Source organism: Microbacterium oleivorans (assembly GCF_001644225.1).
GTDB classification, from domain to species: domain Bacteria; phylum Actinomycetota; class Actinomycetes; order Actinomycetales; family Microbacteriaceae; genus Microbacterium; species Microbacterium gawkjiense.
On the sequence record NZ_LSTV01000001.1, the window covers coordinates 1,347,455 to 1,368,717 of the forward strand.

At 71.7% G+C, this 21,263-nt stretch carries 24 protein-coding genes and 1 tRNA gene; 5 read left to right on the forward strand and 20 right to left on the reverse strand.

Going from position 1 to position 21,263, the window contains the following annotated elements; all coding sequences use genetic code 11:
- Positions 1-12: 12 nt before the first annotated feature.
- Positions 13-1,266, reverse strand: a complete 1,254-nt coding sequence (locus tag AYL44_RS06500) for an MFS transporter (RefSeq protein WP_064002374.1) — start codon at positions 1,264-1,266, stop codon at positions 13-15.
- A gap of 78 nt (positions 1,267-1,344) precedes the next feature.
- On the opposite strand from AYL44_RS06500, the gene AYL44_RS06505 reads away from it, so the two are divergent.
- The gene (locus tag AYL44_RS06505; protein WP_082886109.1) at positions 1,345-1,743 is read left to right on the forward strand and encodes a VOC family protein; all 399 of its coding nucleotides are present in this window, start codon (positions 1,345-1,347) and stop codon (positions 1,741-1,743) included.
- Positions 1,744-1,809: 66 nt separating this feature from the next.
- On the opposite strand, the gene AYL44_RS06510 is transcribed toward AYL44_RS06505, so the two are convergent.
- Positions 1,810-1,883, reverse strand: a tRNA-Pro gene (locus AYL44_RS06510).
- A 104-nt stretch (positions 1,884-1,987) separates the two neighbouring features.
- Here AYL44_RS06510 and AYL44_RS06515 point away from each other — a divergent pair.
- The 3 genes from AYL44_RS06515 to AYL44_RS06525 are packed head-to-tail and all read left to right on the forward strand — an operon-like array spanning position 1,988 to position 3,462.
- Positions 1,988-2,566: a GNAT family N-acetyltransferase gene (locus AYL44_RS06515; protein WP_064002375.1), complete on the forward strand. Its 579-nt coding sequence runs from the start codon at positions 1,988-1,990 to the stop codon at positions 2,564-2,566.
- Positions 2,563-3,066, forward strand: coding sequence for an O-acetyl-ADP-ribose deacetylase (locus AYL44_RS06520; RefSeq protein WP_064002376.1), 504 nt, complete (start codon positions 2,563-2,565; stop codon positions 3,064-3,066). Before AYL44_RS06515 ends, AYL44_RS06520 begins: the two co-directional genes overlap by 4 nt.
- 39 nt (positions 3,067-3,105) lie before the next feature.
- On the forward strand, positions 3,106-3,462 hold the full coding sequence (locus AYL44_RS06525) for an RNA-binding S4 domain-containing protein (protein WP_064002377.1): 357 nt from the start codon (positions 3,106-3,108) through the stop codon (positions 3,460-3,462).
- Here the strand turns inward: AYL44_RS06525 and AYL44_RS06530 are convergent.
- The 18 genes from AYL44_RS06530 to AYL44_RS14790 all read right to left on the reverse strand — a co-directional run bounded on the left by AYL44_RS06530 (position 3,448) and on the right by AYL44_RS14790 (position 20,093).
- Positions 3,448-3,846 carry a DUF2809 domain-containing protein gene (locus AYL44_RS06530; RefSeq protein ID WP_231872738.1) on the reverse strand — a complete coding sequence of 133 codons (399 nt, stop codon included), beginning with the start codon at positions 3,844-3,846 and terminating at the stop codon, positions 3,448-3,450. The genes AYL44_RS06525 and AYL44_RS06530 overlap by 15 nt on opposite strands.
- The gene (locus AYL44_RS06535) at positions 3,843-4,748 is read right to left on the reverse strand and encodes an NUDIX domain-containing protein (RefSeq protein ID WP_064002378.1); all 906 of its coding nucleotides are present in this window, start codon (positions 4,746-4,748) and stop codon (positions 3,843-3,845) included. The genes AYL44_RS06530 and AYL44_RS06535 overlap by 4 nt, the downstream gene beginning before the upstream one ends.
- Positions 4,749-4,913: 165 nt before the next feature.
- Entirely contained in the window at positions 4,914-6,437 is a 1,524-nt protein-coding gene (der, locus tag AYL44_RS06540; RefSeq protein ID WP_064002379.1) for a ribosome biogenesis GTPase Der, read from the reverse strand.
- Positions 6,434-7,111: a (d)CMP kinase gene (gene cmk, locus AYL44_RS06545; RefSeq protein WP_064002380.1), complete on the reverse strand. Its 678-nt coding sequence runs from the start codon at positions 7,109-7,111 to the stop codon at positions 6,434-6,436. The genes der and cmk overlap by 4 nt, the downstream gene beginning before the upstream one ends.
- Positions 7,104-8,219, reverse strand: a complete 1,116-nt coding sequence (locus AYL44_RS06550; RefSeq protein ID WP_064002381.1) for a prephenate dehydrogenase — start codon at positions 8,217-8,219, stop codon at positions 7,104-7,106. The genes cmk and AYL44_RS06550 overlap by 8 nt, the downstream gene beginning before the upstream one ends.
- Complete coding sequence (locus AYL44_RS06555) at positions 8,216-8,998, reverse strand: pseudouridine synthase (protein WP_064002382.1); 783 nt, start codon at positions 8,996-8,998, stop codon at positions 8,216-8,218. The genes AYL44_RS06550 and AYL44_RS06555 overlap by 4 nt, the downstream gene beginning before the upstream one ends.
- Entirely contained in the window at positions 8,995-9,615 is a 621-nt protein-coding gene (scpB, locus tag AYL44_RS06560; protein ID WP_064002383.1) for an SMC-Scp complex subunit ScpB, read from the reverse strand. Before scpB ends, AYL44_RS06555 begins: the two co-directional genes overlap by 4 nt.
- Positions 9,605-10,459, reverse strand: coding sequence for a segregation and condensation protein A (locus AYL44_RS06565; protein ID WP_064002384.1), 855 nt, complete (start codon positions 10,457-10,459; stop codon positions 9,605-9,607). Before AYL44_RS06565 ends, scpB begins: the two co-directional genes overlap by 11 nt.
- Entirely contained in the window at positions 10,443-11,276 is an 834-nt protein-coding gene (locus AYL44_RS06570; protein ID WP_064002506.1) for a ParA family protein, read from the reverse strand. Before AYL44_RS06570 ends, AYL44_RS06565 begins: the two co-directional genes overlap by 17 nt.
- A 162-nt stretch (positions 11,277-11,438) precedes the next feature.
- Positions 11,439-12,362, reverse strand: coding sequence for a site-specific tyrosine recombinase XerD (gene xerD / locus AYL44_RS06575; RefSeq protein WP_064002385.1), 924 nt, complete (start codon positions 12,360-12,362; stop codon positions 11,439-11,441).
- 6 nt (positions 12,363-12,368) lie between these two features.
- Positions 12,369-13,019, reverse strand: a complete 651-nt coding sequence (locus AYL44_RS06580) for an NUDIX domain-containing protein (RefSeq protein WP_064002386.1) — start codon at positions 13,017-13,019, stop codon at positions 12,369-12,371.
- Between the two features lie 3 nt (positions 13,020-13,022).
- Positions 13,023-14,723, reverse strand: coding sequence for a CTP synthase (locus AYL44_RS06585; RefSeq protein WP_064002387.1), 1,701 nt, complete (start codon positions 14,721-14,723; stop codon positions 13,023-13,025).
- A 58-nt stretch (positions 14,724-14,781) separates the two neighbouring features.
- Positions 14,782-16,476, reverse strand: a complete 1,695-nt coding sequence (recN, locus tag AYL44_RS06590) for a DNA repair protein RecN (RefSeq protein WP_064002388.1) — start codon at positions 16,474-16,476, stop codon at positions 14,782-14,784.
- A complete protein-coding gene (locus AYL44_RS06595) occupies positions 16,473-17,393 on the reverse strand; it encodes an NAD kinase (RefSeq protein WP_064002389.1) in 921 nt (306 codons plus the stop codon). The genes recN and AYL44_RS06595 overlap by 4 nt, the downstream gene beginning before the upstream one ends.
- A complete protein-coding gene (locus tag AYL44_RS06600; RefSeq protein WP_064002390.1) occupies positions 17,390-18,196 on the reverse strand; it encodes a TlyA family RNA methyltransferase in 807 nt (268 codons plus the stop codon). The genes AYL44_RS06595 and AYL44_RS06600 overlap by 4 nt, the downstream gene beginning before the upstream one ends.
- Positions 18,193-18,357: a hypothetical protein gene (locus AYL44_RS14530; RefSeq protein ID WP_157532573.1), complete on the reverse strand. Its 165-nt coding sequence runs from the start codon at positions 18,355-18,357 to the stop codon at positions 18,193-18,195. Before AYL44_RS14530 ends, AYL44_RS06600 begins: the two co-directional genes overlap by 4 nt.
- Positions 18,358-18,402: 45 nt before the next feature.
- Positions 18,403-19,434, reverse strand: coding sequence for an HAD-IIA family hydrolase (locus tag AYL44_RS06605; protein WP_064002391.1), 1,032 nt, complete (start codon positions 19,432-19,434; stop codon positions 18,403-18,405).
- Positions 19,434-20,093 (reverse strand): hypothetical protein, encoded by a 660-nt coding sequence (locus AYL44_RS14790; RefSeq protein ID WP_231872739.1) that lies wholly within the window; start codon positions 20,091-20,093, stop codon positions 19,434-19,436. Before AYL44_RS14790 ends, AYL44_RS06605 begins: the two co-directional genes overlap by 1 nt.
- Between AYL44_RS14790 and AYL44_RS14795 the strand changes: the two genes are divergently transcribed.
- The gene (locus AYL44_RS14795) at positions 20,052-21,056 is read left to right on the forward strand and encodes a hypothetical protein (RefSeq protein ID WP_231872740.1); all 1,005 of its coding nucleotides are present in this window, start codon (positions 20,052-20,054) and stop codon (positions 21,054-21,056) included. The two genes, AYL44_RS14790 and AYL44_RS14795, sit on opposite strands and share 42 nt — an antisense overlap.
- Positions 21,057-21,263 lie beyond the last annotated feature (207 nt).

A 21,263-nucleotide genomic window follows, 5' to 3' on the forward strand; every position in this document is an offset into this window, starting at 1 on the left:
TCGCCGAGCGTCTCAGCCCGCGGCATCCGTCCCGTCATCGACGCGCGCCGCAGCGATGTGGCTGATGGGGCGCCAGACGAGCACCAGGGTGACCGCGGCGCCCGCGAAGGCGAACCACCACGGCGCCGTCAGCCCCCAGAACTGGGCGATCACCCCGCCGATCGCCTGACCGATGACGAGACCGCCGAAGACACCCACCATGTTGACCGACGCGATCCGACCCTGCAGCTCGTGCGGGACGAGTCGCTGGCGGACCGTCGTGGAGATCGTCCCCCAGACGAAGGCGTATGCGCCGAAGGCGATCATGATGACGAAGGCGACGGCGCCCGACGTCGTCAGGGCGAAGGCGAGGTGCATCGCCACCTCGGCGCTGAGACAGACGCGCATGAGGGTCGCGAAGGAGAACCGACGCTCCAGCCAGCCGAACGAGAACGTGGCGAGCAGACCGCCGATCGCCGACGCGGTCGTGAGCGCGCCGTAGCCGACGGGACCCATCTGCAGGTGGTCCGTGGCGTAGAGGACGAGGATGCCCCAGGGCGCCGCCCACGTCACGTTGAAGGTCAGGATGATGAGGACGAGCGTCCGCACCGGCGGGTTGCGCCACAGCCAGCGGATGCCCTCGGCGATGTCGGTGTGCACCGGGGTCCGCGGGGAATCGGCTTTGCTGTTCGGCACCGGCGTCGCCGCGATCCGCGAGATGAGGACGACGGCGAGCGCGACGCAGACCGCTTGGACGGCGAACGGCCAGAACGTGCCGACGGCGAACAGGAACGCCCCCAGCGGCGGACCGCCGAATTGGTTGGCGACGAGGAATCCTGCCTGGAGACGCGCATTGCCCACGCCCAGGTCGGCTTTGCGGACCATCATCGGCAGGAGGGTGCTGCTGGTCGTGTCGACGAAGACCTCCGCGCACCCGTAGACGAACGCCACGATCAGGACGATCCAGATGCTCGCGACGCCGGTGACGAGGAAGACGCACAGCGCCACGAGGACGAGGGAGCGGACGCCATTGGCGACCATGATGAGCCTTCGCCGGTCGAGCCGGTCGGCGATCGCCCCCGCGTGCAGTCCGAACAGGAGCCACGGCAGGAACTGCAGCACGGCGCCGGCGGCGACGAGGATCGGGGAATCGGTCATCGACGCGATCAGAAGCGGCGCGGCGGCGAGCGCGATGCCGTCACCGACGTTGCTCGTCCACGACGAGGCCAGCAGCCACCGGAAGTCCCGTCCGAGCCGCTGCGGCGCGACCCACTCTCCGATGCCCACCGGACGAGCTTAGGGCCGAGCGAGTGCCCTGAGCTCGCTCCGCTTGCCCCGCGCCTGCGCCGCCGGGAGGATGTGGCCATGATGGAGACACCTGCCACGCACGCCGTGGGCCCGATCGGTCAGATCTCCCGTCGGGTCCCCGAGATCGAGACCGCCGGGCGGTGGTACCGCGACATCCTCGGGCTCACGCATCTCTCCACGTACGGCGACCTCGCCTTCTTCGACGCGGGCGGCATCCGACTCTTCCTGACCGCCACGGACGAGGGCGCGGGCCCATCCGGCGAATCGGTCCTCAACTTCCGCGTCGATGACATCCACGGGACCCATCGGACGCTGTCGTCTCGCGGCGTCGCCTTCACCGACGCGCCGCATCTGATCCACCGCCACGAGGATGGGCTCGAGGAGTGGATGGTGTTCTTCACGGACCCCGAAGGACGCCCATTGGCCCTGATGTCACAGGTGAGGCCGGCGGGCTGACGGCGCGACGCACGCAAGCGAAAGGCCCGGAACCTCAGGTGAGATTCCGGGCCTTCGTCGTACCGGTCGGGATGACAGGATTTGAACCTGCGACCCCTTGACCCCCAGTCAAGTGCGCTACCAAGCTGCGCCACATCCCGGTCCGTTGCCCTCGCGGACAACTCCCCTATCCTAGCCGGTCCGCAGCCCCGCCGCGAACCGCCACAGGGTTCCGCGTGTCCGAGCACGGGACTACTCTGCCCGGATGACGCAGATCACGATCGAACCGGCGCGGGCCGATCGCTTCGCCGACGCCGAGCACGCCCTCACGGGCGGCGGCGACGGAGCGGACTGCTGGTGCCAGTGGTGGATGCTCGCGCCGAAGGACTTCGACGCCACCTCGCACGCCGAGCGGCGCGAGCGGCTCCGCGAGGACCTCACCGCCGCGGTCCCCTCGGCCCTCGTCGCCTACGTCGACGGCGAGGCGGCCGGATGGGTCAAGGTCGCGCCTCGCCCGGCCCAGCCGCGACTCGCGCGCACGCGCAACGTGCAGCAGTCCCCCGAGCCCATGGACGACCCATCGGTCTGGGCGATCACCTGCTTCGTCGTCCGCACGGAGCACCGCTCGAAGGGAATCGCGTCGAAACTGCTCGACGCCGCCGTCGAGCATGCTCGAGCACATGGCGCCCGCGTCGTCGAGGGCTACCCGCTCGACACCGAGATCAAGCGGTTCTCGAGCAACGAGCTCTTCCACGGGACGCTCTCCGCCTTCCTCGGCGCGGGCTTCACCGAGACCGCTCGCCCCGGCGCCGCTCGGCCGATCGTCGCGAAGGCCCTCACGTGACGCGCGTCACCCTCGTCCGGGGCGACATCACGCGCCAGCACGTCGACGCCGTCGTCAACGCCGCCAACCGGGCGATGCGCGGCGGGGGCGGTGTCGACGGTGCCATCCACCGTGCGGGCGGCCCCGGCATCCTCGCCGACTGCATCGCACGTTTCCCTCACGGCCTCGCCACGGGGGATGCCGGGTGGACGACCGCCGGCGACCTGCCCGCCCGCTGGGTGATCCATGTCGTCGGGCCGAACCACACCGCCGGCGAACGCGACCGCTCCCTCCTGACGTCCTGCTACCGACGGGCGCTCGAGGTCGCCGACGACCTCGGGGCGACGACCGTCGCCCTCCCGCTCATCAGCGCCGGGATCTACGGCTGGCCCCTCGACGACGCCGTCGACGCTGCCGTCTCGACCCTGCGGGACACGCCGTCGCAGGTCGCCGAGGCGCGTATCGTCGCCTTCGACCAGGCCATGTTCGACCGCGTCGAACGGCGGCTCGCGGCATCCTGACCCGCCTACGATGGATCCCACGACCGAGAGGGGGATGACATGGCGGATGCCGTCCGTGTGGACTCCTGGCTGTGGGCCGTCCGTGTCTACAAGACCCGCTCCGCGGCGACGACCGCCTGTCGCGCCGGACACGTCCGCGTCAACGGCGAGAAGGCGAAAGCAGCACAGCAGGTGCGTCCCGGCGATGAGCTGCGCGTGCGGATCGCCGGCTTCGACCGCATCCTCGTCGTGCGCCAGACGATCACCAAGCGCGTCGGCGCTCCGCTCGCCGCCGTCGCCGCCGAGGACCGCACGCCCGAGCGGGAACCCGTCGCCCAGATCGCCGTGCGCGACCGCGGCGCCGGCCGCCCCACCAAGCGCGAGCGGCGCGACATCGAGCGGCTACGCGGCCGCTGACCCCGCCCGGCGACGGGAAAGCGCGCGGCGGGCGACGGCATCCGCTCCGCCGACGGCGATCGCGGTCACCGCGTAGACCACCAGGTCCCTCGGGTCGAAGGAGGTGCCGAGCACGAGGACGATCGGCGGGAACTCCGCCGCCCACCGGAGCGGCAGTCCGGTCAGCTGGAAGAGTTCGACGGCGACGCTCCAGACGAGCACGACAGCGGCGGTCGCCCAGGACGGCCACCGCGGGACGAGCAGCACCAGCCCGCCCCAGATCGCGACCACGTAGAGGGCGTCGCCCGCGATGTCGGATGCCGCGCCGTCCGGCGCCGCCAGATGCACGACGAGCCCCACCACGACGGCGACGACGGCGACGCCGAGCCCGATCAGCCGTCTCACGACGGCAGCTGCCCGCGCAGCCAGGAGACGGAGTGCACGGTCCCGCCGACACCGGTCACCCGCTCCGCGAGGCCGCGATCGCTCGTCACCACGACCGCCCGCTCGCCGCGTGACACGGCCTCCGCCGCGCACTCGACGATCCGGTCGTCGCCGGAGCCCGGCGCCCGGACCACCTCGACACGGCCGCGGCCGTCGGGCGCGGATCGCGCCGCACCCTCGAGGACGGCGACCACGCGCGGGAACCACCGGTCCCCGCCGAGCCCGATCTCGGCCGCGGACACACCGTCGTCCGCGACGCGCTCGAGTCCGTCGAGGAGACGCCCCGCGGCGCCGGCACGGTCGCGCCACCACCCGTCCGGCGTCGACCCGACGACGTTCGCCGCGTCCACGATCAGCGCGACCCGGGTCGACAGCGCGGCGCGCAGCTCGGGCCAGGATCCCGCGAACCCCGGATGCAGCGGCATGTCGTCCACGCGGTCGACCGCCACCCACTCCAGGGCGTAGCTCTCGGGGTCCGCGATGACCGGTTCGAACGGGTGCACGACCGTCGCGACGAGGGTCGTGTACGACCAGACGCCGCGATCGAGGACACTCGTGAACAGGGGGCGCAGGGCGTCGCCGGGCACGCCGGCCTCTTCCTGAGACTCGCGGATCGCGGCATCCGTCGCGCTCTCACCCTCGTGGCGCGCTCCCCCGGGAATCCCCCAGGTCCCGCCGAAGTGACTCCACGACACCCGGTGCTGCAGCAGGATGCCGCGCTCCGGATCGTGTGCGAGCAGTCCCGCCGCCCCGAACCGGCCCCAGTACTTCTCGCCGCTGTCGGCGATCACCCACGCGTCGCCGGGGTCGCGCGGCCCCAGCGGGCGACGCGGCTCACCGGGATCGGGCGGGCGGATGGTCACCCGACCAGCCTCTCACGCAGCGCGCCGCGCGGCGCGGCATCCGTCACCGGCCGACGCACGCGGACGAGGAGGTGACGGTTCCCGAGGACCGATCCGGACGGATGCCTCCTCGGAACGCGTCATCTCCTCGCGAAGCGACGGCCAAGCGACCTGAAGCGACGGCGCTCAGCGCTGACGACGCTCGCGCACCCGCATGTTCGTGACGATCGGGGTGCCCTCGAAACCGAAGATCTCGCGCAGGCGTCGCTGGATGAACCGGCGGTAGCCCGGGTCGAGGAACCCGGTCGTGAACAGCACGAATGTCGGCGGACGGGTCGAGGCCTGCGTCCCGAACAGGATGCGGGGCTGCTTGCCGCCGCGCAGCGGATGCGGGTGCTCGGCGATGAGTTCGGCGAGGAACGCGTTGAACTTGCCGGTCGGGATGCGCTGATCCCACGACTCGAGCGCGGTCTCGAGGGCCGGGACCAGCTTGTCGAGGTGGCGGCCGGTGCGCGCCGACAGGTTGACGCGCGGCGCCCACGTGACGTGCGCGAGGTCCTGCTCGATCTCGCGCTCGAGGTACCGACGGCGGTCGGCGTTGTCCATGTCGTCGTCGTTCAGACGGTCCCACTTGTTGAAGGCGAGGACGAGCGCGCGGCCGGATTCGAGCACCAGGTCGATGATGTTGAGGTCCTGCACGCTGATCGACTCGGTCACGTCGAGCACGACGACGGCGACCTCGGCCTTCTCGAGCGCCGCGCTCGTGCGCAGCGACGCGTAGAAGTCGGCGCCCTGCTGCAGGTGCACGCGACGACGGATGCCGGCGGTGTCGACGAGGCGCCACAGCTTGCCGCCGAGTTCCACGACCTCGTCGACGGGGTCGCGGGTGGTGCCGGCGAGGTCGTTGACGACGACGCGCTCCTCCCCCGCGGCCTTGTTCAGCAGCGAGGACTTGCCGACGTTCGGCCGGCCGAGGATCGCGACCCGGCGGGGTCCGCCGAGCTCGTTCTTCGCGACCGCCGAGATCTCGGGGAGCACCTTCATGACCTCGTCGAGGAGGTCCGCGACGCCGCGGCCGTGGATGGCCGAGACGGGGTGCGGCTCACCGAGGCCGAGGTTCCAGAGCGCTGCAGCCTCGGGCTCCTGGCGGGCGTCGTCGATCTTGTTGGCCACGAGGAAGACCGGCTTGTCGGTCTTGCGGAGCAGCCGGACGACCTGCTCGTCGGTCGCGGTCGCGCCCACCATGGCGTCGACGACGAACATCACGACGTCGCACAGCTCGATCGCGACCTCGGCCTGCGCGGCGACGGAACGATCGATGCCCTTCGCATCGGGCTCCCACCCGCCGGTGTCGACGAGGGTGAACCGGCGGTCCATCCACTCGGCCTTGTAGCTGACGCGGTCGCGGGTGACACCCGGCGTGTCCTCGACGACGGCCTCGCGGCGGCCGAGGATGCGGTTCACGAGCGCCGACTTGCCGACGTTCGGCCGCCCGACGATCGCGACCACCGGCAGTGCCGGCAGCATCTCGACGACCTCGCCGCCGGCGGTGAAACCGGCGAGCAGGTCGTCGTCCTCCTCGTCGAGCTCGTAGTCGGCCAGCGAGGCGCGCAGGGCTGCGGCGCGCTGCTCGGCGAGCTCCTCGTCGAGGTTGGCGAGCTTCTCCTCGATCTGGTCGGGGCCGCCTTCGTATTCGTCTTCGGCGCTCATCGTGAGCCTTCCGTTCCCGACCGCACGACGGCCAGGACGGCGTCGACGGTCTGTGCGAAGTCCAGGTCGGTCGAGTCGACGACCGTCACGCCGGGTGCGGCGGTGAGGAAGTCGACGACCTGGGAGTCGGATGCGTCGCGCTTGTGCAGCGCGGCGGCGACAGCCGCGGCATCCTGAGTGGTCAATTCGGCGCTGCGCCGGGCGGCGCGCACCTCGGGGGCGGCGGTCAGCAGGATCCGCACCGGGGCGTCCGGGGCGACGACCGTCGTGATGTCGCGGCCCTCGACGATGACGCCAGGGCGGCCGGACTCGGCCACGAGCCGCCGGAACAGGACGTTGACCTGCTCGCGGATGACCGGCACCCGCGCGACACCGCTGACGGCGGAGCTGACGCGCGGTTCGCGGATCGCCTCGGTCACCGTGGCCTGCCCCACGCGCACCCAGTAATCATCCGGGTCGAGCGAGATCGCGTAGTCGAAGTCGCCGGCGGCGTCCACGACGGCCGCGGCGTCCGACGTGTCGGCGCCGTGCTCGAGGACATGCCAGGCGAGCGCGCGGTAGGCCGCCCCCGTGTCGAGGTACCCGTAGCCGAGCCGCCGCGCGGCTTCCTTCGACACGCTGGACTTGCCGCTGCCGGCGGGTCCGTCGATGGCGATCGTGATCGGGTCAGTCATTGAGGCTCGCAATCTTCCACCCGCGCGCCGCGAGTCCATCGGTGGCGACGGTCACGGCGGACGGGACGACACTGATCTCGCCGAGGCCGAACTGGGCTCCGGGCGAGTGCTCGAGACGGAAGTCCTCGACGTTGACGTCGAGTTCGCCGAGGTCGCCGAACAGGCGCCCCAACTGGCCGGGGGTGTCGTCGACCATGACGACGACCGTCTCGAAACGGCGGTTCTGACCGTGCTTGCCGGGGAGCCGCTCGACGCCTTCGTTGCCGCGACGGATCGTGTCGGCGACTGCGCGGCGGGCGCCGGGCGCATCCGGGTCGCGGAGCGCACGGGCGACACCTGCCAGGTCGGCGGCGAGGGCGTCGAGCACCTCGACGACGGGGTCGGCGTTGGCGCCCAGGATCTGCACCCACAGTTCGGGGGCGGATGCCGCGATGCGGGTGGTGTCGCGCACTCCCTGCCCGGCCAGGCGCAGCGAGGCGTCCTCGGCCCCGACGAATCGGCCGGCGAGGAGGGATGCCACGAGCTGCGGCACGTGCGAGACGAGGGCGACCGAGCGGTCGTGCTCCTCGGGGGTCATCTCGATGAGGCTGGCGCCGAGATCGAGGGCGAGGCCCTCCACGACGGCGAGGTCGCGCGCGGAGGTCTCCTCATCGCGGCAGATGACCCACGGCCGGCCGAAGAAGATGTCGGCGCGGGCGGCGATCGCGCCGCCCCGTTCGCGTCCGGCCATCGGGTGGGAGCCGATGTAGCGCGAGAGGTCGACGCCGCGCTCGCGGAGCGTCAGCAGCGGCTCGAGCTTGACGCTTGCGACATCGGTGACGACCGCGTCGGGGAAGGCGCCGAGCTCACGCTCGATGACGTCCGCCGTCACGTCCGGCGGCACCGCCACGACGACGAGGTCCGGCCGGTCGTCGTCGCGCGCCAGTCGCCCGGCGCCGTAATCGACGGCGAGACGCAGCTGCGCGGGCGAGGCGTCCGCGAGGACGACGTCGACGCCGAGGGCGCGCAGCGCGTGCCCGATGCTCGAACCCAGCAGGCCCGCACCGACGATGCGGACGAGACCGCTCGTGCGGACCGCGCGGGCGCGCGCGTCGATGGCGTCGGTCACAACTGCTCCTGAGTGGGATCCCCGGGCGGGGTGTCCGCCTGGCGCGCGAGAGTCAACAGCGCACCACGCTCCACTGTAGTCAACTCGCGCGCCCGTCCCGCTGGGAGCGTGCCCAGGTGCAACGGGCCGAACTGGCGGCGGACGAGCTCCTGCACCGGGTGGGCGACCGCGGCCATCATGCGGCGGACGATGCGGTTGCGGCCCGAGTGCAGGGTCAGCTCGACGAGGCTCGTGTCGCCGCTCGCGTCGAGCAGCCGGGCCTTGTCGGCGGCGATCGGGCCGTCCTCCAGATCGATCCCCTTCGTCAGCTGCGCGATCGTCTGCGGCAGCACGCGGCCGGTGACCTTCGCGATGTAGACCTTCGTGACGCCGAAGGAAGGGTGCGCGAGGACATGGGCGAGCTCGCCGTCGTTGGTGAGGACGAGCAGGCCGCTCGTCTCGGCATCCAATCGGCCCACGTTGTAGAGGCGCTCGGGCCAGTCCTTCGTGAAGCGCCGGAGGTCGGGGCGACCCTGGTCGTCCTTCATCGAGGAGACGACGCCGGTCGGCTTGTTGAGGATGACGTAGCGCTTGCTCGTGTCGAGCTGGACCGCGGTCCCGTCGACGTCGACCAGGTCGTGCGCGGGGTCGATGCGCGAGCCCAGTTCGGTCACGACGACGCCGTTCACCCGCACCCGACCCTCGACGATGTACTGCTCGCAGACGCGCCGCGAGGCGACGCCCGCGCCCGCGAGCACCTTCTGCAGCCGGACCCGGTTCTCGTCGGACTGGTCGTTCATCGGATGGTCTCTCCTTCGAATCCCGCGGAGCCGTCGTCCAGCAGCGGGGAGATGGGGGGCAGCTCGTCGAGGGAGTTGATCCCCAGGTGTCCGAGCAGCGCGTCGGTGGTGCGGTAGTTGATGGCGCCCGTCTCGGGGTCGGTGAACGCCTCGGTGATGAGGCCGCGCGCGAGGAGCGTCCGGACGACGGAGTCGACGTTAACGGCGCGGATCGAGGCGACCTGACTGCGCGACACGGGCTGCTTGTAGGCGATGACGGCGAGGGTCTCGAGCGCGGCCTGCGACAGCCGCGACGGCGCCTGACCGTTGACGAACTCGGCGACCAGGTCGTCGTGCTCCTCGCGGACGTAGAACCGCCAGCCCCCGCCGACCTCGCGCAGCTCGAAGCCGCGGCGCGGCCCCGACCGTTCCCCGTCGTAGTCGGCGACGAGCTCCTCGATCGCCCGGCGGACCGAAGCGACGGGCGCACCGACGGCCGCCGCGAGCGAGACGAGGCTCTGCGGCTCGTCGACGATCATGAGGATCGCCTCGAGACGCCGCGCGATGTCGGCGGGCTCCTGCGAACGGGGCGGCGCCTCGGCCTCGGCGGCGTCGACGCCGGCGGTGTCATCGGTCATAGTCGGCTCCCAGGGTGGCGAGGTTCTCTTCGGACCACCGCTCGGCGGTCCAGCGCAGGGTCAGCTCCCCCAGCGGCTCGAGCTGCTCGAACGAGAGCGCGGCGTGGCGGTAGAGCTCGAGGACGGCGATGAAGCGCGCGACGACGACGCCGGTCTGCGTCACCCCGGCGACGAGGTCGCGGAAGTTGAGCTGGCCCGCGTCGCGCAGCAGCGTCACCACGACGGCGGCCTGCTCGCGGATCGACACGAGCGGAGCGTGCAGGTGGTCGAGGCCGACGTGCGGGATCTCCTTCGGCGCGAAGGCGAGCATGGCTGTGGCGGCGAAGTCCTCGGGCGACAGCGTCCAGACGAGTTCGGGAACCGCCCGGCGGTGCTTCTCGTCGAGCCGCACGGCACGCGTGTGACGTTTGCCCTCGCGCTCGAGGCAGCGCGCGAACCACGCCGACACCTCCTTGAACGCGCGGTACTGCAGCAGACGCGCGAACAGCAGGTCGCGCGCCTCGAGGAGGGCGACCGATTCGGCATCCACCAGTTCGCCCTGCGGCAGCAGCCCCGCGACCTTCATGTCGAGCAGCGTCGCCGCGACGACGAGGAACTCGGATGCCTGATCGAGCTCGGCGTCGTCGTCGAGGCCCTTCAGGTAGGAGATGAACTCGTCGGTCACCTTGCTGAGCGAGACCTCGGTGATGTCGAGCTCGTGCTTCGAGATCAGGGTCAGCAGCAGGTCGAAGGGACCGTCGAAGTTGCCGAGGGAGACGCGGAACCGGTCGCCGCCGGTCTCGGTCGTGTCCGCCTCGGAGGGCGCGGCGTCGGCGTCCGGGACGTCCTCAGGCGACGGCGCCACGGGCGACCAGCTCCCGCGCGAGGCGCAGGTACGCCTGGGCGGCGGAGTGCTCGGGGGCGAATTTCGTGATCGGCACACCGGCGACCGAGGCGTCGGGGAACTTCACCGTGCGGCCGATCACGGTCTCGAGCACGTCGTCGCCGAACGCATCGACGACCCGCTCGAGGACCTCGCGCGAGTGCAGCGTGCGCGGGTCGTACATCGTGGCGAGCACACCGTCGAGCTGGATGGCGGGGTTCAGCCGGTCACGCACCTTGTCGATGGTCTCGATGAGCAGTGCGACGCCGCGGAGCGCGAAGAACTCGCACTCGAGCGGGATGAGCACGCCGTGGCTCGCGGTCAGCGCGTTGACGGTGAGCAGCCCGAGCGAGGGCTGGCAGTCGATGAGGATGACGTCGTAGTCCCCGGCGACCTTGCGCAGGACGCGGGCGAGGATCGTCTCGCGGGCGACCTCGTTGACGAGGTGCACCTCGGCAGCCGACAGATCGATGTTGGCGGGGAGGATGTCGAGACCGTCGACGGACGTCGAGACGATGACCTCGTTCGGGTCGCGCTTCGGGTCGAGCAGCAGGTCGTAGATCGTCGCGGTCTCGTGCGTCTGCACGCCGAGCCCGGCCGACAGCGCGCCCTGCGGGTCGAAGTCGACCGCCAGCACGCGGCGACCGTACGACGCGAGACCGGCCGCCAGGTTGATGGTGGTCGTCGTCTTGCCGACGCCGCCCTTCTGGTTGCACAGCGAGATGATACGCGCGGGCCCGTGGCCGTCGAGCTTCGGCGGGGTCGGGAAGCCGTGGTACGGACGTCCCGTCGGCCCCATCGGGGTGTCGGTCGCCGAACCCGCCGCCGTCGATGCGCCGGTGGCCTCCGCCGTGCTCCGCTTGCTCGCCACTGATCTCCTGCCTTCGCCGTGCTCACCCGAGTCTAGTCACCGCCGCGGCCCCGACGAGGGAGCGACTCCCCCGCGGAGCGTGACCCGGGTTCAGCGGGCGCGCGGGTGCGACGTGAGGTACACGTCGCGCAGCGCGTCGACCGTGACGTGGGTGTAGATCTGCGTCGTCGCGACGGAGGCGTGGCCGAGCAGCTCCTGCACGACTCGGACGTCGGCGCCGCCCTGCAGCAGGTGGGTCGCGAACGAGTGCCGCAGCGTGTGCGGTGAGACGTGCGCGGTGATGTTCGCGCGTTCCGCCGCCTGCTGGATCACGAGCCACGCGCTCTGCCGCGACAGGGGCGCGCCGCGCGCACCCAGGAACGCGCGCGGCGTCGCCCGGCCGCGCCGGGAGAGCTCGGGTCGCGCCCGGGTCAGGTACGCATCGACCGACGCCCGCGCGTACGACCCGACCGGCACGACCCGCTCCTTCGACCCCTTACCCCGCACCCGCAGCACCTCGCCGTTCCGGAGGTCGTCGACGTCGAGGTCGACGATCTCCGACACCCGTGCGCCGGTCGCGTACAGCAGCTCGAGCAGCGCCCGATCGCGGAGGCCGATGAGCTCGCCCGGTGCGGCGTCCTCGGGCGCGGGCCCGGCGGCATCCAACAGCCGGATCACGTCGTCGACCGGCAGCGCCTTCGGCAGGCGCATCGGCGCCTTCGGGGGTCGCAGCCGGCTCGTCGGATCCTCCGTCGCGATCCCCTCGCGGGCGAGGAAACGATGGAAGCTGCGGACGGCGGACTGCAGGCGGGCGAGAGAGGTGGATGCCGGGGGCGGATCGGATGCCGCCCGCTCGGACGCGAACCTCGTGACGAGCTCGGTGGTCACCGCATCGGTGTCCTCGACGTCGTGCGAGGCGAGCCAGTCGAGGTAACCCGCGAGGTCACGCCGGTAGGCGGCCACCGTGTGCGCGGACAGACCGCGCTCGATCGTGATGTGCCGGAGGAACGCGTCGACGGCGCGCGCGAGCCTCACGGGTTCTCAGTCCTGCGGTCGGTCCGCGCCCACGGGGCGCGATCGCCCCGGCCAGGGAGCGTCCGGCGCACCGAGCGTCGTCCAGTCGCGTGCGTGACCGGCAGCGGCGGCGAGGGCGGCGACGACGAGCGACGGGTTCTGCAGCCGGCGCGCGAGGACCGCGTCCACGACCTCGTCGAGGGGCACCCACCGCACCTCGATGTCGGCCTCCTCGTCGGTGCGGGCGAACGCCTCGGGCGCGTCGGCGAGGCCACGGGCGAGGTAGATGCGGATCGCCTCGTCGCTCCCGCCGGGGCTCGTGAAGAAGTCGGACAGCACGTTCCACTGCTGAGCGGTGAGATCGGCCTCCTCGGCGAGCTCGCGCTTGGCTGCCTCGAGGGGGTCCTCCCCCGGCACGTCGAGGAGGCCCGCCGGGATCTCCCAGTCGCGGAACCCGACGGGATGCCGGTACTGCCGGATCAGCAGCACACGGCCCTCCTCGTCGAGAGCGAGCACGGCGACCGCGCCGGTGTGGTCGACGTACTCCCGCACGATCGTCCCGTCGCCGTAGGTGAACTCGTCGCGGCGCAGGTTCCAGACGCGGCCTTCGTAGACCGTGTCGCTGCGGGTCACCGTGACGGCGACGGCGTCGTCCTGGAGGGCGGCGGCATCCGTCACGGGTCAGTCCTCGTTCTCGACGTCGAACAGCTCGCTCGCGCGGTGCCGCTCGAGAGCGGCGGCGATGAGGCCGCGGAACAGCGGGTTGGCCTCGGTCGGACGCGAGCGGAGCTCGGGGTGCGCCTGAGTCGCGATGTAGTACGGGTGCACGTCTCGCGGCAGCTCGACGTACTCGACGAGGTCGAGGTCGGGGTTGAGGCCCGAGAACCACAGGCCCGCATCCGCGATCTGCCGGCGGTAGGCGTTGTTGACCTCGTAGCGGTGGCGGTGACGCTCGGTGGCGCGGTTCGATCCGTACAGCTCGGCCGCGAGCGATCCTTCGGCCAGCGCGGCCTCGTACAGGCCGAGGCGCATGGTGCCGCCCATGTCGCCGCGGTCGAGGATGTCGACCTGCTCGGCCATCGTCGCGATGACCGGGTGCGGGGTGTCGGGGTCGAACTCGCTCGACGAGGCGCCCTCGATGCCGGCGACGTGGCGGGCGTACTCGATCACCATGCACTGCAGGCCGAGGCAGATGCCGAGCGTCGGCAGGCCCTGCTCGCGGGCGAACTTCAGGGCGCCCAGCTTGCCCTCGATGCCGCGGATGCCGAAGCCGCCGGGGATCACGATGCCGTCGACGGCCGACAGCGCCTTCGCGGCGCCTTCGGGCGTCTCGCACAGGTCCGAGGGGATCCACACGATCTGGACCTTCGTCTCCTGCGCGAAACCGCCGGCCTTCAGCGCCTCGGTGACCGAGAGGTAGGCGTCGGGCAGGTCGATGTACTTGCCGACGAGGCCGACGGTGACCTCGTGCTTGGGGTTGTGGACGGCGTTCAGGACCTTGTTCCAGCGGGTCCAGTCGATGTCGCCCGCCTTCGCGCCGAGGCCGAGGCGGCGGACGATGTAGGCGTCGAGGCCCTGATCGCTCAGCGTCGAGGGGATGTCGTAGATGCTCGGCAGGTCGACGGTGTTGATCACCGCGTCCTCGTCGACGTCGCACATGAGCGCGATCTTGCGCTTGTTGGACTCCGTCACCGGGCGGTCGCTGCGCAGGACCAGGGCATCGGGCTGGATGCCGATGGAGCGCAGCATCGCGACCGAGTGCTGCGTGGGCTTGGTCTTCTGCTCCCCCGAGGCGCCCATGAAGGGCACGAGCGAGACGTGAACGAAGAAGACGTTGTCGCGGCCGAGCTCGTGGCGGATCTGCCGCGCCGACTCGATGAACGGCTGCGACTCGATGTCACCGACGGTGCCGCCGACCTCGGTGATGATGACGTCGGGGCGGGGCTCTTCGCTCGCCTGCAGCCGCATCCGGCGCTTGATCTCGTCGGAGATGTGCGGGATGACCTGGACGGTGTCGCCGAGGTACTCGCCGCGGCGCTCCTTGGCGATGACCTCGGAGTAGATCTGACCGGTCGTGACGTTGGCCGCCTGGCTCAGCTCGATGTCGAGGAAGCGCTCGTAGTGGCCGATGTCGAGGTCGGTCTCGGCGCCGTCGTCGGTGACGAAGACCTCACCGTGCTGGAACGGGTTCATCGTCCCCGGGTCGACGTTCAGATACGGGTCGAGCTTCTGCATGACGACGCGCAGGCCGCGAGCGGTGAGCAGGTTGCCGAGGCTGGCGGCGGTCAGGCCCTTGCCGAGAGACGAAACGACACCACCCGTCACGAAGATGTGCTTGGTGATGTCGTTGTTTTTGCGTCCCGCGCCCGAAGAGTCCGTCACGGGCTTTCACTCTATCAGCCCCGTCGGGTGCCCCGCCCGGAGTGCGCGCGGGTGTCGCTCAGCGGGCGCGGCCGAGCGCGAGGAGTTCGCGCGCGTGGTCGAGCGCGACCTCCGAGTCGGCCATGCCCGAGAGCAGTCGCGCCATTTCGGCGGCGCGATCCTCGCCCTCGAGCCGCCGCACGCTCGACGCCGTCACCGACCCGTCGCTGGCCTTGACGACAGAGAGGTGGTTGCCGGCGAACGCGGCGACCTGGGCGAGATGGGTGACGGCGATCACCTGGCTCGTCTCCGCGAGCTTCGCGAGCCGGCGGCCGACCTCGATCGCCGCGGCGCCGCCGATGCCGGCATCCACCTCGTCGAAGACGAAGGTCGGAACCGGGTCCGTTGCGGCGATGACGACCTCGATGGCCAGCATGACCCGGCTGAGCTCACCGCCGGACGCGCCGCGCGCGACGGGGCGGGGCGACGCGCCCGGATGCGGCGCGAGCTGGATCGTGACGACGTCGCGACCGTGGGCGGCCTCGGGGCCGGGCTCGACGGCGACGGTCACGGTGGCGTCGGGCAGGGCGAGGTGACGGAGCTCGTCGGTGACCGCCTCCCCCAGACGGGATGCCGCCGCTCGCCGCGCGTCGGTCAGCTCCGTCGCGCGCGCGTCGAGCTCATCGCGCAGCCGGTCCCGTTCGGCCGTCAGCCGGTCGATGCGGTCGCCGTCGTCGTCGAGCTCGGCCAGGCGCGCAGAGCCGGAGGCGAGCAGTTCGAGGGCCGCCTCGAGCGAGCCGTGCACGCGGACGAGTCCGTTCAGGGCCGCCCGGCGCTCCTCGACGGCCGCGAGTTCGTGGGGGCCACCTTCGTCGAGGTCGGCGAGGTAGCCGCTCAGCTCGCCCGCGACGTCGGCGACGCGGTACCCGAGCTCCTCGATGACGGCGGCGTGAGCGCGCAGCGCCTCGTCGGCCCCGGCCGCGCGCTCGAGCGCGCGGCGCGCCTCGGCGAGCAGCCCCTGCACGTCGGGCAGATCGTCCTCGTTCGACAGCGCGGCGTGCGCCGTCGCCGCCGCCAGGCGCAGCTCCTCGGCGTTGGCGAGGCGCTCGGCGCGCTGCGCGAGCTCCGTGTCCTCACCGGGCTGGGGGTCGACCGCCTCGATGTCCGCGATCGCGGCGCGCAACTCCTCCGCCTCGCGGACGCGAGCACCCTGTTCGGTCGTCAGGGTCTCGAGGTCTGCGGCGGCGGTGCGCCAGGCATCCCACACCGCGCGGTAACGCTCCTGCGCCTCGGCGACCGGAGCGCCGCCGAACCGGTCGAGCGCCTCGCGCTGCGCGGCGGCCGACGTGAGCCGCAGCTGATCGGACTGACCGTGGACGACGACGAGCTGGTCCGCGAGGTCGGCGAGCACGCCGGCCGGAGCGGTGCGGCCGCCGACGGTCGCGCGGCTGCGGCCCTCGCTCGAGAGCGTGCGTCCGAGGTAGAGCTCGGCGCGGCCGTCCCCGAGGGGTTCGATGTCGCCCCCGGCATCCCGCACCCGTTCGACGACGGGTCCGTCCTCGGGCACGATCCACACGCCGTCGACCGCAGCCTGCTCGGCACCGGCGCGGACCGCGCCGGAATCGGCTCGCTGGCCGAGCAGCAGGCCGAGGCCCGTGACGACCATCGTCTTGCCGGCGCCGGTCTCACCGGTGATCGCGGTGAAGCCGGGACCGATCGGCAGGGTCGCCCCCGCGATGACCCCGAGGTCGCGGAGGCGGATCTGCTCGATCACGGCGTCGCCTCCGTGGCACCCCGCCAGCCCGCGACGGGCAGCTGGAACTTGCGGACGAGCCGATCGGTGAAGACCGACGGATGCAGTCGCGCGAGGCGCACGGGTCGCGTGGACCGTCGCACCACGACCCGCGCTCCCGGCGGCAGGTCGTGCGAGCGGCGGCCGTCGCTCCACAGCACGGCGCGGCCCTGGTTACGCTCGAGGACGTCGATCGACACGGAGGTCTCGGGTCCCAGCACGACCGGCCGCGCGAACAGCGCGTGCGCCGACAACGGCACGAGGCACAGCGCCTGCACCGACGGCCAGACGACGGGTCCGCCGGCCGAGAAGTTGTACGCCGTCGAGCCCGTCGGGGTCGCGACGACGACGCCGTCGCAGCCGAACGACGACAGCGGACGACCGTCGATCTCGATCATCACCTCGAGCATGCGCTCCCGGGACGCTTTCTCGACCGTCGCCTCGTTGAGCGCCCAGGTCCGGTACACGACAGCGTCCTGCGCGTCGCGCACCTCGACCGACAGCGTCATCCGCTCGTGGATCTCGTAATCGCGCGCGAGCGCACGACCGATCGCCTCGTCGATGTCGTCCGCCTCGAGTTCGGCGAGGAAGCCGACGTGCCCCATGTTGACGCCCAGGATCGGGACGGATGCCGCGCGCACCAGCTCGGCCGCGCGCAGGATCGTGCCGTCGCCGCCCAGGACGATCGCGACCTCGATGTCGGTGACGTCGACGCCGCCCTCGCCCAGGACCGCCGTGTCGAGGTCGCCGAGGACCGCCGCGAGTTCCGGATCGTCGCCGGGGAGGACGGGCTGCAGACCGGCCTCGTGCACGGCGGCGACGACGCGCCGCGCGCCCTCGACGGTGTTCTCCCGCAGCGCGTGCGCCACCACGAGGATGTTGCGCGTCGCGTCGGTCATGCGGCTCCCGCCAGTCGGTTCACGGTGTCCAACCATTGTGTCGGATTCGCGTCGTCGGTCGTCCCGGGACGCAGGTGGATGAGGAACTCCCGGTTGCCGTGGGTGCCCGCGATCGGCGACGCGATGACGCCGTGCGTGCCGAGACCGGCGTCCCACGCCGACCAGAGGACGGTCGCGACGGCATCCGCTCGGCGCCCGGCATCCGTCACCAGTCCTTCCCGCACGCCCGTGCGGCCGACCTCGAACTGGGGCTTCACGAGCAGGACGAGATCGGCGTCGGGCGCGCAGACCGCCGCCGCAGCCGGCAGGACGTGGGTGAGGGAGATGAACGAGAGGTCGCCCGTGACGAGCGAGGGGACGTCGGCGGCGCCGGCCGCCTCGGTGAGCGACGCGGCGGTCATGTGCCGCACGTTGAACCCCTCGACCGCGACGACCTCGGGAAGGGCGGCGATCTCGGCGGCGAGCTGGCCGTGTCCGACGTCGACGGCCAGCACGCGGACGGCTCCCCGTTCGACGAGTACCTGCGTGAATCCGCCCGTCGACGCACCCATGTCGAGCGCGACCCGCCCTCGCGGGTCGACGGCGAACGCGTCGAGCGCCGCGATCAGCTTGTGCGCGGCGCGACTGACGTAGTGATCGGATGCCGCGACCTCGATCAGCTGATCGTCACCGACCTTGACCGACGACTTCACGACCGGCTGACCGTCGACACTCACGAGACCGGCGTCGATGAGCTGCGCCGCGTGCGTGCGCGAGCGTGCGAGTCCGCGGGCGGCGACGGCCGCGTCGAGACGGGTCGTCATGCGTGGGTGTCGCGCGGGCCCGACTCGAGGCGCTTCGCCAGCTCGTCGTGCAGGAGCGCGTAGGCGGCGGCCCGTTCGGCGAGGGGCTGATCCTCGATGACCTCGAGCGTCGAGAGCAGGTCTTCGCGGCGGACCGGACCGTCAGCGGCATCCATCGACATGCGTCCCACCCTACGCGGCGCGACGGCTGCCGCGGGCGGGCGCGCTCAGCGGCGGTGGAACGGGTCGGCGTAGAGCTGTTCCGGCACCCGGAAGCCGTAGATCGCGCGGCCGGTGTTCCAGATCGCCGCGGCACCGGCACGGACGAGATCGATCGGACGATCCCCCGCGGACAGGATGTGGACGTCCGGGCCGTCGATGCGGACCGACGCGCCGCCGACCGTCGTGACGTCGCCCTTGACGATTGTCTCGGGGTACGGCTCGTGCAGCTCCCGGAGGTCCCCCACGATGAACGTCGGTCGCGACACGGTCGGTGCGGCGAGCACGTGCTTCGGTCGATCGATGCCGGTCAGGACCAGCACGGAGTCGATCCCCGCCGCCTGCGCGCCGGCGATGTCGGTGTCGAGCCGGTCCCCGATGAAGAGCGGATGCCGCGCCCCGAACCGCGCGACGGCCTCGTCGAAGATCGGACGTTCGGGCTTGCCGGCGACCGTCGCGAGGCGACCGACGGCGGTGTGGACGGCGGAGACGAGGGTCCCGTTGCCCGGCGCGATGCCGCGGGCCTGCGGGATGGTCCAATCCGTGTTCGTCGCGATCCACGGGATCCCGCCCTGGTCCTCGGGGAGAGCGAGCGCGTAGGCCGCTTCGGCGAGCTGAGCCCAGCCGACCTCCGGGGCGAATCCCTGCACGACGGCAGCGGGCCGGTCGTCGGCGCTGCGGGTGACGGTGTACCCGGCCTTCTCGAGTTCGAACACGAGACCGTCGCCGCCGACCACGAGAACAGTCGCGCCCTCCGGCACGCGGTCGCGCAGCAGCCGGACAGCCGCTTGGGGGCTCGTCACGACCTCGTGGGGCTGCGTCTCGAGGCCGAGCCCGGTGAGGTGCCCGGCGACGACGCTGTCGCGTCGCGACGCGTTGTTGGTGATGTAGCCGAGGGGACGGTCCGCCCGGGCCCGCGTCAGACTCTCGACGGCGTGCGGAATCGCACCGTCACCGGCGTAGACGACGCCGTCGAGGTCGGCGAGGATCAGGTCGATGCCGTCGAGCGGCGTCGGACGTGAGCGCGAGAACAGCCCCATCAGGCGCGCTCCTCCGGGCCGTCCTCCTGACCGGATGCCTCATCGTCGGCCGGCTCATCGGTCTCGATCTCGGCCGGCTCATCGGTCTCGATCTCGTCGATCTCGTCGATCTCGTCGATCTCGATGGTTTCGGAGTCGGCGTCGATCTCGCCGATAGCCGCGGCGGCGACGTCGGCCCGCTGCTGCCACTGGGCGGCTTCGTCGTCACGACCGAGCTCCTCGAGCACGGCTGCGCGGGCGGCGAAGAGGCCCGGGCTCCACGGGTAGGCGGTGTCGGGGTCGAGTTCGGGGATGTCCAACTCCTGCAGCGCCCGCTCGGGTTCGCCGAGGTCGAGGCGCGCGCCGGACATCGCGATCGCGAGCTCGACGCGTACCTCGGTCGGCAGGCTTGCGCGATCGACCGCGCGTCCCACTTCGAGCGCGCGGTCGGGCCGACCGACGCCACGCTCACTGTCGACCATGAGGGCGATCTGGTCGTCGCGACCGGAGATGCGTCGGAACGTCCGCAGCTCGCGGAGCGCGAGGGCGAAGTCGCCCACGGCGTAAGCCGTGATCGCGACGGTCTCGCGGACGACGGCGATGCGACCGGCGCTTCGGGATGCCGCGAGGGCGTGCTCGTGCGCGAGCGCGGGATCCTCGTCGATGAGACGCGCAGCCATCGCGAGGTGCCGCGCGACCTGCTCGGCGTTGTCCTTGCTCAGGGTCTTCAGTTCGTTGCGCGCGGCACCGTTGAGGTCGCGGGCCGTCACGTCGTCGGGGACGACCGGTCCGGCGGGGACGTTCCTGCGGTCCGAACCCTGCGGCGGGCGCGAGGCGCGACGGTCGCCGTCACGCCCCTCGATGGAGCGACGCTCGCCGTCACGGCGGGGGTACGAGGGCCGCTCGCCGTCGCGCTTCTCGTACGGACGGCGCTCCCCATCGCGCTTCGGGTACGAGGGGCGGTCCCCTTCGCGGCGCGGGTACGACGGCCGCTCGCCGTCCCGCTTCTCGTACGGACGGCGCTCCGCGTCCCGCTTCTGGTACGACGGACGGTCGCCGTCACGGCGCGGGTACGACGGCCGGTCACCGTCCCGCTTCTCGTACGGACGACGCTCCGCGTCCCGCTTCTGGTACGACGGACGGTCGCCATCACGACGCGGATACGACGGCCGGTCACCGTCGCGCTTCTCATCGGGACGACGCTCGCCGTCACGCTTCGGGTACGAAGGACGGTCGCCGTCACGGCGCGGGTACGACGAACGGTCACCGTCACGCTTCTCATAGGGACGACGCTCCCCATCGCGACGCGGGTACGACGAACGGTCACCCTCACGCTTCTCATAGGGACGACGCTCGCCGTCCCGACGCGGGTACGAGGGACGGTCACCGTCACGCTTCTCATACGGACGGCGCTCCCCATCACGGCGCGGGTACGACGAACGGTCACCGTCACGCTTCTCGTAGGGACGACGCTCCCCATCGCGACGCGGGTACGACGAACGGTCACCCTCACGCTTCTCATAAGGACGACGCTCACCGTCGCGCTGGGGATACGAAGGACGGTCACCGTCCCGCTTCTCGTACGGACGACGCTCGCCGTCACGACGCTCGGGTGCGCGACGGTCGCGATCGGTGGGCTCTGACCGCCCGCGATCCCGCGGTCGCTCGTCTCGCGATCGCGAGGAAGCAGGCGTGAACTTCCGCTTACCGCCCGACCGTCCAGGGCGCTCTTCGTCCGTCATCTTCTCTGTCCTCCCACGTACGCGTTAACGAGAAATGGCCACCCAACTCTGGGTGGCCATTTCACGAAAGAAGTCCGGCGGTGTCCTACTCTCCCACAGGGTCCCCCC

Bases quoted from the DNA above. Each gene is read 5' to 3' on its own strand.
- AYL44_RS06505 (WP_082886109.1), top strand. From the start codon at position 1,345: ATGATGGAGACACCTGCCACGCACGCCGTGGGCCCGATCGGTCAGATC.
- AYL44_RS06515 (WP_064002375.1), top strand. From the start codon at position 1,988: ATGACGCAGATCACGATCGAACCGGCGCGGGCCGATCGCTTCGCCGAC.
- AYL44_RS06525 (WP_064002377.1), top strand. From the start codon at position 3,106: ATGGCGGATGCCGTCCGTGTGGACTCCTGGCTGTGGGCCGTCCGTGTC.
- der (WP_064002379.1), bottom strand. From the start codon at position 6,437: ATGAGCGCCGAAGACGAATACGAAGGCGGCCCCGACCAGATCGAGGAG.
- cmk (WP_064002380.1), bottom strand. From the start codon at position 7,111: ATGACTGACCCGATCACGATCGCCATCGACGGACCCGCCGGCAGCGGC.
- AYL44_RS06555 (WP_064002382.1), bottom strand. From the start codon at position 8,998: ATGAACGACCAGTCCGACGAGAACCGGGTCCGGCTGCAGAAGGTGCTC.
- scpB (WP_064002383.1), bottom strand. From the start codon at position 9,615: ATGACCGATGACACCGCCGGCGTCGACGCCGCCGAGGCCGAGGCGCCG.
- AYL44_RS06570 (WP_064002506.1), bottom strand. From the start codon at position 11,276: ATGGGGCCGACGGGACGTCCGTACCACGGCTTCCCGACCCCGCCGAAG.
- AYL44_RS06595 (WP_064002389.1), bottom strand. From the start codon at position 17,393: ATGACCGACGCGACGCGCAACATCCTCGTGGTGGCGCACGCGCTGCGG.
- AYL44_RS06600 (WP_064002390.1), bottom strand. From the start codon at position 18,196: ATGACGACCCGTCTCGACGCGGCCGTCGCCGCCCGCGGACTCGCACGC.
- AYL44_RS14530 (WP_157532573.1), bottom strand. From the start codon at position 18,357: ATGTCGATGGATGCCGCTGACGGTCCGGTCCGCCGCGAAGACCTGCTC.
- AYL44_RS06605 (WP_064002391.1), bottom strand. From the start codon at position 19,434: ATGGGGCTGTTCTCGCGCTCACGTCCGACGCCGCTCGACGGCATCGAC.
- AYL44_RS14790 (WP_231872739.1), bottom strand. From the start codon at position 20,093: ATGGCTGCGCGTCTCATCGACGAGGATCCCGCGCTCGCGCACGAGCAC.